The organism is Azospirillum sp. B4, assembly GCF_000333275.1.
Classification (GTDB): domain Bacteria; phylum Pseudomonadota; class Alphaproteobacteria; order Azospirillales; family Azospirillaceae; genus Nitrospirillum.
Genome location: NZ_BACU01000364.1, coordinates 1 through 9,021 on the forward strand (window position 1 = coordinate 1; position 9,021 = coordinate 9,021).

Sequence of the window (9,021 nt, forward strand, 5' to 3'; positions counted from 1 at the left end):
GGCTGGGCCGCCAAGTCGAAATGCGCGCTTTGCGCCCAGGCCGGAACCGCCCACCCCATCAACGCCGTCGTGCACAGAGCAAAAAAACTGCCATATTTCTTAATCATTACGATCTTCCCCAACGATTTCTGGCGACTTGGCCTGTCATTGCCGGCCCATCGCGCTCGTTCGCGTGTTCATACTGGGGAGAGATCGGCCGGATTATCTTTCCGCCACCGCGTCATTTAAGTTTAACAACCCTCGCCTACAGGACGAGAATTGTTTGGGCCCGACTCAATCGGAGAGAATTATACTATCTCCGTCCTCACGATATTTGGCGCTGAAGCCAACGGCCACGGCGCGGGCGAAGCCGGCCATGTCCGTGGCGTCGAACAGGCCGGAGATGCGGCGCCGGGCCAAGCCATCGCTGGCCAGCACGATACGCCGGTGGGTATAGCGGGCGAACTGCGCCGCCGCCTGGGCCAGCGTCTCATCGGCGAAGGCCAAGCGCCCCTGCCGCCACATCAGCGCCCGGTCCAGCGCGCCGGGCGCCACCGGTTCGAAACTGACCAGGGTGCCATGCCCGGCCCCACCGGGCCGGACGCTGACTTCCTGCCCGCCCGTCACCAGCACGGCGTCGTGCGTGCCCGTCCGCAGGGTCCAATCACGGCCGGTGACGCGGTCCAGCGTCTCCGCCAGAGCGGAGGGCGCGCCCTCCACAGCCACCTTGCCAGACAGCACCGCCACCGTCATGGCACCGTCGCCGCCCAGGCGGGCGCAGCAGGCGCCACCACCGGTGGCCAGTTGGGCCAGCGGGCTGCGGATGACGAAGGGGCGGTCGGGCCCGGCGGCCACGTCGAAGAACGCCTCCCCCCGCTCCAGATACAGCAGGCGCCGGCCGGCGCTATAGGCGACCGTGACGGCCGAATCGGTGTTGAGCGTCAGGGTGGACCCATCCTCCAGCGGGATATGCCGCACCTCACCCAAGGCGGAGCTGTAGGCCTGCCGGGCGGCGGGCTGGCGCATGCCGGCGCCCAGCACCGCCAGGCCGGCCACGCCGGCCGCCGCCGCCAGCAACCGCCGCCGGCTGTACAGGGGCGCCCGCTCCGGCGGCGGGTCGTCGGCTGTCGGGGTCGCCGCGTCCCGCTGGCTCAGCAGCAGGGCGCGGGCCCGGGCCAGCGCCCCCAGGTGGCGAGGGTCGGCCACCAGCCAGGCGTCAAGCTGTTCCCGTTGGTCGGCGGTCAGGGCGCGCGCATCCATCCGGGCCGCCCAGGCGGCGGCTGCCATGTCGACCGCCGCGGCGGTCTGTCTTGCGCTCACGCTCATCGAATCCTTCTCTCGGGGCCGTCCTTCATTGGGGGCCGGCCCCACCCCGGCCGAAGCGCTGCACCAGCAGCTTCAGGCCCCGGGCGATATGCTTTTCCACCGTGTTCTCCGACAGGCGCATGCGCCGCGCGATCTCTTGCTGGGGCAGCCCTTCCACCCGGCGCATGACGAAGGCGCGGCGGGTCTGGCGCGGCAGGTCGGCGATGGCGTCCTGGATGAGGCGCAGTTCCTGCCGGGCGGACGTCACCTCCTCCGGCGAGGGGGCATCCACCACCGCCTCCAAGGCGGACAGGTCGGCCACGGCGGCGATGGGCACGACGCGCGACTGGCGCATCTGGCGCAGAACCACCGAGTAAGCGGTCTGGAAGGCGTAGGCGCGGGGATTCTCGATCCCGGCGACACAGGCCTTGGCCGCCAGGATGGCGTAGGTTTCCTGCACCACGTCGTCGGCGTCGAAGCCGAGGAAGGATTTGGAGCGCAGCCAGGCCCGCAGGCCATGCTCATGAGGCAGCACATGCGCCGCCAGCCACCGCGCCCTATCGTCGCCAAAAGGGGCATCGCTGAAGGGGCCGGGGGGCGGGCCGTCCTGCGGCCGGGAGATCGCGTCGTGTCGTTCCTGCACGGAAGCCGCCGTCCACTGAATGTCCCTCAACGGCCGCCTCAGGGTGGGGCGGCGCCGGGATACTAGGGGGTGGATGCGGCGGCGGGGGACTTTCCCCCATGCGTCATAAAAATTTTACACGCCAAAAAAGTTTTATACAGGCGTCGGGGCCGGCAGTTCCGGGCAGGTGGCCTCGATGCCGGGCTCGCCGATGGTCTCGCCGGGGGGGCCAACGGGGTCGCGGGGGCCGTGCACACCGTCGGCCAACTGCCACACCCGCACCTGGCCGCTGCGGCCGCGCAGGCTGAATTCGCCCACGTCGGTCATGGGCACGCCACAGTCGCCGGCGGCATCCACCGTGTCGGCGCTGGCCAGCACGATGCAGGCGGCGGCCGGGTCGGCCAGATCGGCGCCCAGCGCCTCCAACCGGGCGGCGGCGTTCACCGTGTCGCCGACGATGGTGTAGTTGATGCGGCTGCTGGTGCCGATGTTGCCCACGACCACCGGGCCGGAATGGATGCCGACGCGCAGGCGGATGGCGGGCCGGCCCTGGGCCACCGCCTCGTCATGGCTTTGCCGGATGCAATGATCAATGGCGGCGGCTGCGCGCAAGGCGCGGCCGGCGTGGTCCGCCTGCTCATCCGGCGCCCCCCAGAAGGCCATGACGGCGTCGCCGATGAACTTGTCCACCGTCCCGCCCTCCGCCTCGATGCAGGCGGACAACAGGGTGAAGTGCTCATTCAGCAGCGAAGCGGTCTGCGCCGGTGTCATGTTCTGGGCCAGGGTGCTGAAGCCCTTGATGTCGGTGAACATGACGGTGACGTCGCGCTCCTCCGACAGGATGGAGCCGGCATGATCGCCCCGGCGGATAAGGCGCAGCACCAGGGCCTTGGGCACATAGGATTCGAACCAGCGCAAGCCGGTCAGCATGGTGTTGAAGGCGGCGGCGGCGTCCGACAGTTCGCGCAGGCGGCTGTCGGGCAGGTAGGGCACGGCATGGAAGTCCAGATCGCGCAGCGAGGAGGCCGCGTTCGACAGGCCCCGGATCTGCCGGCTGATGGTCTTGCCCAGGATGAGGCTGAGAGCCACCGACACCAGCAGGATGGCGACGCCGCCCAAGCCGAACCAGCGCACGCGGCGGATCTCCTGGTCCACCTCGCGCTGGGGCAGGGCCATGACCAGGGTCCAGTTCTGGGCGCCGTAACCGCCGAGGTCGCGGAGCAGATAGACATAATCGACGTCACCCACGCTGGCCTGGCGGAAGTCCAGGTCACGCAGCTTGCCGCCCAGGGCGTCGCTACCGCTTCCCCGGCCAGGGGGTTGGCGCTGCCAGATGCCGGCCGCGACCGGATCGCCCAGGTCGGACAGGGTGGGCAGGGGCGGCGTGCGGCCGCCCAGGTCGAAGGTGCGGCCGATCAGGGCCGGATGGGCCAGCACGTGCTGGGCGTCGAACAGGATGAAGGCGGTGACGCCCTGGCTGCTGTCAAGTTCCCCCAGGAAGCCTGACAGGTCGGCGAAGCTGACGCCCACCAGCACGGCGCCCAGGAAGCGGCCGTCCGGCGACCGCACCGGTGCCCGCACGGTCAGGAAGCTGGTGCCCTGTTCCTCCGACCAGACGGGGTCCACCCAGCGGGCGACGGGTGCCGCCTTCATCTCCTGCATCAGCAGGTCGCTGTTGGGCGGCGGTGGCATGGTCGTCACCTCCGCATCCGTCGGCCCGGTGCGGCGTGCCACCGTCCACTTGCTGTCGGCCGACAGGAAGCCGACCGCCGTGATCTGGGGCGACGCCGCCAGGGCGGAGCGCAGGTTCTGGCCCAGGCGGGCCGTGTCGGCGGTGTCGATCTCCCCCCGCCGGATGGACGCCACCAGGAATTCCGCCTGGTACTGCGCCGGGTCCAACTGCGCGCGCACGCGCACGGTCATCCCATCCATGGCCAGGATGACCTTGTCGGTCAGCAGGGCCGCGGTGTTGCGGGTGGAGGTGCTGAAGCCCAGGATCAGAACGCTGGCCACCGCCACCAGGACCAGCGTGCCGAAACCCAGCAGCAGCGCGGTGGCGATGGAGACTCGCACGGCGGACCGTCGGATGGGACATCCCCCCGACGGCCTTTCCAGGGCCTGTGTCGTTTCACTCATGGCCGCACGGTAGCCGCCGCGAGGCCCGGCGGCAACTGCGGCAAGGGGGCAAGGCCCCCTGCCGGGCGTATGGGCCGAATTCCAAGAGAACATATTGCAAAATGCGATACACCCCATCTTTTGGAGCAATAGTTGCTTTATGCATTACATAACGCAAGGGGGGAGAAAATTGCAGCTGCGGGTAGAGGCAAAGCCCCCTACACAAACATGAGGTTCAGCTTAGGAATTGGCCAAGGCATGCCTTGGCCGATCCAATGGCCCGGTCATTGCATAGGTTTGACCGTCTCGCAGAGCAACACCCATCAAGGGAACCGCAGACCATGGAACCGAAGGAATTTCGCCTCTCTCTCATTTCCGGCATCGCGTCCTTGGCCCTGTAGGGTCGGACCGACCCGGGTTGGCGGAAACGCCAGACGCCCATCACCGGCATACGCGGCCGTGCCATCAATCGGTTCTGGCAGAACGCGTAAACTTTCAGCGGCGCGGATCCCCATGTGGTCCGCGCCGCCTTTTCTTTGTCCCGCCTTCCTTTCGGCCACCGCCTGCCGTATCGTCGTCCCGCCCCGGTTGCCGGAACCCTTCACGATGCACGCCTGGCGAATCGCCCTGCCGCTGCTGCTGGCCTTGCTGGTCTCGGCCCCGCCGGCCCATGCCCGGGCCCATAAAACCCGCCGCGAGCATCACCCCAAGGCCTTCCACGGCCTCACGCCCGCCGGCACCGGCGTGGTCATCGGGGTGCTGAGCGGCGACACCGTGACCCTGCGCGATGGCCGGGTGGTCCGCCTGGCCGGCATCCTGGCACCCCGCCTGCCACGGGGCGGCCGGGATGACGACGCGGGGCGCGGCCGCTTGGCTTGGCCGTTGGCGGAGGATTCGCGCGCGGCGCTGGAGTCGCTGGTGCTGAACCGCACCGTCAGCCTGATGCTGGGCGGGGCCGATCATGACCGCTATGGCCGCACGCTGGCCCACCTGGTGGTGCGCGACGGCCGCCGGCCCTTGTGGGTGCAGGACACGCTGCTGCGCCAGGGCTGGGTGGAACTGGCACCCCATCCCGATGCGCCCAAGGGCCTGGCGGCCCTGCGCCGGGCGGAAACCTATGCCCGCGACCATGAGCTGGGCCTGTGGGCCAATGGCTTCTACACCGTGCGCGAACCTGAGACGGCCTTCCGCGCCCAGGGCCGCTACGCCGTCGTCACCGGCCGCGTGCTGGACGCCGCCGACGCTCGCGACCGTGTCTACCTGAACTTCGGCGCCGACCGGCGCACCGACTTCACGGTGGAGATCGATCGCCGCGACCTGGCCGCCTTCCGCGCCCGCCACCTGGATCCGCTGGACCTGCGCGATCGCGCCGTGGAGGTGCGCGGCTGGGTGGAGGAACACAACGGCCCCATGATCCGCGTCACCCACCCCGACCAGATCGTCACCACCGACGGCCGCTGGCCCCACCGCCGCCTGGCGCGTGGCACGGGGGGCGGGAAAAAGGCCGGCGGGAAAGAGGATGGCGAGGCGGCACCGGCGGAGGCGGACCCTTGACAGCCTAAGCAGACTTTCCGAACTCCGCCCGCACATGGGCGGGCTCGGAAATCTGCTGAACCATAGAGTCGGCAGGTTTCTCCGGGCCGGGCCATGTGTGGCCCGATCTGGAGGAACCTGCTTAGGCCACGGATGGGACCGCCCGGCGCTTAAGGGCGTTCACAAGTACTTTCCCGCGTCCTCGCCCCGCGCCACCGCCAGGCCCATCTGCAGGCTGCGGCCAATGCGGGTGCTGGTCTCCGCCAGGCGGGCGGCGGCCTCGGCCGTGAACAGCCCTTGCGCCGTATCCTGGAACAGGGCCAGCCAGCGGCGGAAATGGTCGGGGCCGATCATGGGCAGGCCGGCGTGCACCACCATGGGCCGCCCCTCGTACCGGCCGGTGGAGAGCAGGACCGAAGACCAGAAATCCACGATGCGGGCGCGATGCCGGTCCCACGCCGCCTCCTCGGTGCCAACCACGCCGTTAAAGATGGGGCCCAGCAAATCGTCCTGGCGCACGCGGTCGTAGAAGACACCGACCAGCACGGCCAACGTCTCCTCGGTGAAAGCGGCAAACGGTTGTGACATCGCCGTAAATGCTCCCGCGAAACAGGTTAGGGGGCTTGACCGAGGTCCGGTTGGGTTTGCGCTGGGGGCCGACCTTGGCCTACACTTTAACCCCTATCGGGCAAACTGGTGTACGGACCCCATGGCGCGCGGCGATCTCTTCCCCCCCCTTGAACCCTATCGGACCGGCACGCTGGCCGTCAGCGGCCTGCATAGCATCTATTGGGAGGAAGCCGGCAATCCCAATGGGGCGCCAGTCGTATTCCTGCATGGCGGGCCCGGCGCCGGCGCCTCGCCCACCCATCGCCGCTTCTTCGACCCCAGGCATTACCGCATCGTCATCCTGGACCAGCGCGGCGCCGGCCGCTCCGCGCCCCTGGGCGAGATCCGGGAAAATAGCATTCCCGAACTCATTTCGGACCTGGAACAACTGCGGTCGATGCTGGAGATAGACCGCTGGCTGGTGTTCGGCGGTTCCTGGGGGTCCACCCTGGCGCTGGCTTACGCCCAGGCCCATCCGGAACGGGTGAAGGGCCTGGTGCTGCGCGGTATCTTCCTGATGCGTCAGCAGGAGATCGACTGGTTCCTCTATGACATGCGCACCTTCTTCCCCGAGGCCTGGTCCACCTTCGTGGCCCACATCCCGGTGAATGAGCGTGGCGACCTGCTGGAGGCCTATTACCGCCGCCTGACTTCCGCCGACCCGCAAACCCGCATGGCCGCCGCCCGGGTGTGGAGCGTGTACGAGGGCGCCTGCTCCACCCTGCTGCCCAGCCCGGAACTGGTCTCCGCCTCCGGCGAGGACAACCACGCCCTGGGCCTGGCACGGATGGAGGCGCACTACTTCCGCAACAACAAGCTGACGCCGGAAGCGGCGTTGCTGGACAATGTGGACCGTATCCGGCACATCCCGGCCATCATCGTCCAAGGCCGCTATGACGTGGTTTGCCCCATCCGCACGGCGGATGAGCTGCACCGCGCCTGGCCGGAGGCCGACTACATCGTCGTGCCGGACGCCGGCCACAGCGCCATGGAGCCGGGCATCCGCTCCGCCTTGGTGCAGGCGACGGAACGGTTCAAGACTCTGTGATTTCCTCAAGCGCCGGCGGGGCATCCGCCCCTTGGCTATCCTCGCTGCGCCCTTCGGTGCTCGCTCCGGCGGACGCGGTCGCGTCCTAGGAAACAAGTCAGGCGCCGGCGCGGCCATCCGGCCGCGCGGCCATCCTCGCTGCGCCCTTCGGTACTCGCTCCGGCGGCCCCGGTCGGGGCGCCTAGAAAAGTTGGGGAAGCGTCTTTGATCAGGCGCTCTTCCGCAGTCCCTTCAGACCCTGGCGCAGGCGGGTCCAGGGGCGTTCGTTAGGCGTCAGGTCGATGCCGACCTCGGTCACCCGCGCCTCATCCATGGATGCCACGATGAGCGCCACCTCACCCACCTTCAGGCGCACGCCGACGGAGGCGCGCCGGCCTAGGCGGCGGGCCAAATGGTCACCGATCGCGACGTCGCCATCAACGTCAGGCGCCTCGAAGCCGTAGAGGCCGGCCACGGTGGTCAGCGGCGTGTCGCCCTTGACCTGGAAATCACCCAGGCCGGCGGCGCGGCGGCCATGATCGCGGCGGCCGAACAGGCGCTCCATGGCCGTCAGGGCCGCCGGTTCGCCCAACACCAGCACGGCGTCGCCGGGGTAGAGCACCCGCACCTCCTCCGGCGCCACCGGATGGCCCTCGCGGATCATGGCCAGCACGCGCACCGACTCCGGCACCACCAGCCGGCCCAGGCCGCGCACCGCCGCCTCGCTTTCCGGCGCGACCGTCAACATGGCCAGCTGCTGCGGCCCGTCCACCGGCAGGTCGATGTCGGCGCGGCTGGGCGGTTCGGGGTCGGCCGGGATCTCCACGTCCAGCAGGCGTGCAGCCGGTCCGATGGTCCAGCCCTGGGCCAGCAGGGACAGCAGCACAACGGCGAAGGCGATGCCGAAATAGGTCTCCGCGCCCGGCAGGCCGGCCAGCACGGGCAGCAGGCCCAGGAAGATGGGCACGGCACCGCGCAGGCCCACCCAGGAGATGAACAGCCGCTCGTTCCAGGCGAAGCCGAAGAAGGACAGGCAGAGCGTAACGGCCAGGGGTCGCGCCACCACCATCAGCGCCACGGCGACGACCATGGCCGGCAGCGCCACCCGCACCAGCGTGTCGGGCGAAACCAGCACGCCCAGCATGAGGAACAGCGAGATTTGGCTGAGCCAGGCGAGGCCGTCGTGGAAACGCTCGATGATCTGCCGCGCCTTCAGTCGCCGGTTGCCGACGATAAAGCCCGCCAGATAGACCGCCAGGAAGCCGGAGGCGCCGATGGTCTGGGTGGCGCCGAAGATGAACAGCGTGCCCGCCAGCGCCATGATGGGGTAGAGGCCGGCCGACAGTTCCAGCCGGTTGATGATGGCGGCCAGGGCGTAGCCACCACCGACGCCGATGATGCCGCCGCCGCCCATCTCCAGCGCGAACTGACCCAGTTGCGCCCAGCCGAAGCCCGCCCCCTGCACCGCGTGGATCGACAGCAGGGTCAGGAACACCGCCATGGGGTCGTTCAGGCCCGACTCCACCTCCAGCAGGGCGGAGACACGGGGGCGCAGGCGCAAGCCGCGCTGGTGCAACAGCAGGAAGACGGCGGCGGCGTCGGTGGAGGCGACGATGGACCCGATCAGGAAGCCCTGGGCCCACCCCACGCCCAACAGCCAGCGCGCCACCAAGCAGGTGACGCCGGACGTGACCAGCACACCGGCGGTTGACAGGACCAAGGCGGGCCAGCGCGCCACCTTGAACACCGCCTTGGGCGTGCGCAGGCCGCCGTCGAACAGGATGACGGCGATGGCGATGGACCCCACAAGCGAGGCTAGGCGATAATCGTG

General features: G+C 69.2%; 7 protein-coding genes. 2 read left to right on the forward strand and 5 right to left on the reverse strand.

Translation table 11 applies throughout. The annotated features are described in order from the left end of the window. Positions 1-273: 273 nt before the first annotated feature. From I55_RS16030 to I55_RS16040, 3 genes are all read right to left on the reverse strand, one after another. Positions 274-1,299, reverse strand: coding sequence for a FecR family protein (locus tag I55_RS16030; protein WP_159107215.1), 1,026 nt, complete (start codon positions 1,297-1,299; stop codon positions 274-276). 31 nt (positions 1,300-1,330) lie between these two features. After that, a complete protein-coding gene (locus I55_RS16035) occupies positions 1,331-1,927 on the reverse strand; it encodes an RNA polymerase sigma factor (RefSeq protein WP_064742508.1) in 597 nt (198 codons plus the stop codon). A 132-nt stretch (positions 1,928-2,059) separates the two neighbouring features. Further along, entirely contained in the window at positions 2,060-3,979 is a 1,920-nt protein-coding gene (locus I55_RS16040) for an adenylate/guanylate cyclase domain-containing protein (protein WP_049974192.1), read from the reverse strand. A 648-nt stretch (positions 3,980-4,627) separates the two neighbouring features. Here I55_RS16040 and I55_RS16045 point away from each other — a divergent pair. Continuing rightward, on the forward strand, positions 4,628-5,575 hold the full coding sequence (locus tag I55_RS16045; protein WP_159107216.1) for a thermonuclease family protein: 948 nt from the start codon (positions 4,628-4,630) through the stop codon (positions 5,573-5,575). Positions 5,576-5,734: 159 nt separating this feature from the next. On the opposite strand, the gene I55_RS16050 is transcribed toward I55_RS16045, so the two are convergent. Then, the gene (locus I55_RS16050) at positions 5,735-6,142 is read right to left on the reverse strand and encodes a group III truncated hemoglobin (RefSeq protein WP_044561589.1); all 408 of its coding nucleotides are present in this window, start codon (positions 6,140-6,142) and stop codon (positions 5,735-5,737) included. Between the two features lie 121 nt (positions 6,143-6,263). Here I55_RS16050 and pip point away from each other — a divergent pair, with 121 nt between their 5' ends. Next, positions 6,264-7,211, forward strand: a complete 948-nt coding sequence (gene pip / locus I55_RS16055) for a prolyl aminopeptidase (RefSeq protein WP_044561590.1) — start codon at positions 6,264-6,266, stop codon at positions 7,209-7,211. Positions 7,212-7,419: 208 nt separating this feature from the next. Here the strand turns inward: pip and I55_RS16060 are convergent. Further along, positions 7,420-9,021 (reverse strand): potassium/proton antiporter (locus I55_RS16060; protein WP_044561594.1); only part of this gene is annotated, 1,602 nt, incomplete at its 5' end.